General features: G+C 67.2%; 1 protein-coding gene. It reads right to left on the bottom strand.

Annotated elements, in window-relative coordinates; all coding sequences use genetic code 11:
- On the bottom strand, positions 1-1,262 hold a 1,262-nt coding region (locus ABTU92_RS27995), incomplete at its 3' end, for a cache domain-containing protein (RefSeq protein WP_408094858.1).
- Between the last annotated feature and the right edge of the window lie 235 nt (positions 1,263-1,497).

Genomic DNA, 1,497 nt, shown 5'->3' on the forward strand with positions numbered 1-1,497 from the left:
GCCGCCTCGATCGTCGCATTGAGCGCGAGCAGATTGGTCTGCTCGGCGATCGCCGTGATCAGCTTGACGACGTCGCCGATGCGGGTCGCCGCCTGCGAGAGGTCGGTCACCCGCGCGTCGGTCTTCTCGGCCTGCCGCACGGCCTCGTCGGCGATCCGGCTCGACGCCTGCACCTGCCGGCTGATCTCGCCGACCGACGACGACATCTCGTTGGTCGCCGCCGCGACCGCCTGGACGTTGGTCGAGGCCTCCTCGGAGGCGACGCTGACGGTCCCCGACATGCGCTGCGTCGTGTCGGCCGTGCGGGTGAGCGTGGTCGCGGTCGCCTCCAGCTCGGTGGCGGCCGACGAGACGGTGGCGATGATGCCGCCGACGGCGGTCTCGAAGCGGTCGGCGAGCCGGTGCATGTCCTCCCGGCGCTGCGCCTCGGCCCGCGCCTCGACCTCCTTCTGCTCGGCCTCCAGGCGCTGCCGTTCGATGGCGTTGGCCTTGAACACGGCGACCGCCTCGGCCATCTCGCCGATCTCGTCGCGCCGGCCCGTGCCCGGGATCGCGACGTCCAGCGAGCCCGCCGCGAGGCTCTTCATCGTCGACGTCATCCGCTGCAGCGGGTTCGTGATGCCGCGGGCCGCCACCATCGACACGGCGAGCGTGATCAGAAGCACGACGCCGGCGGCCAGGAGGGCGCGTCGCGTCGCCGCCCAGGTCTGCGCCTCGAGATCGTCGACATAGACGCCGGTCGCGACGATCCAGTTCCAAGGGCCATAGCCGGCCGCGTAGGAGATCTTCGGCTGCGGCCTGTCGGCGCCGGGCTTCGGCCAGGCATAGGCGAGAACGCCGCGCCCGTCGCGCCGGACGAGATCGATCAGGCCGCCGATGATGCGGACACCGTCGGCATCCTTGAGGTTCGTGACATCGGTGCCGACCAGCTCGCGGGCGATCGGGTGCATGACCATCCGGCCCTGCATGTCGGCGACGAAGAAGTACTCGTTGCCCCCGTAGCGCAAGGCAGCGAGGCGGGCCTGCGCCCGCTTCTGCGCCTCGTCGGGCGGCAGCCCGGCAGCCTTCGCGACCGCATCCTCCCCTGCCACGATGGCGATCGCGAGATCGGTCAAGTGTTGCAGCTCGTACTGCCGCTGCGTCTTGAGGCTCGACGCCAGCTCGGCCGAGTCGAGCCAGGTGATCCCGAGGATGCCGAGAAAGCCGAGGCCGATGACCGCGTAGATCCGGCGCCCGATCGTGAAGCGGACCTTGGACAACATGGTTCACGCACGGGCGTTATGCCGCCCGTTCCCTGAATGACGATGAATTCGCTGACCGCGACCGACCGGATCGCATCGAAAACAATGAATGCGACAAGTAAAAAAACTGGTAAAAACGAACTATTTTCGAGTCGTTGCAAGTTCTGTACTGCGAAACATTACGAATAGAAACATATGCGTCGAGATCCGTACCTATGTTGCTGACCGGAAATGGGGGCTAGAGCGGTTCCCGATC

Origin of the sequence: Rhodoplanes sp. SY1, from assembly GCF_046000175.1 — a bacterium.
In the GTDB taxonomy this organism is placed as follows: domain Bacteria; phylum Pseudomonadota; class Alphaproteobacteria; order Rhizobiales; family Xanthobacteraceae; genus Rhodoplanes.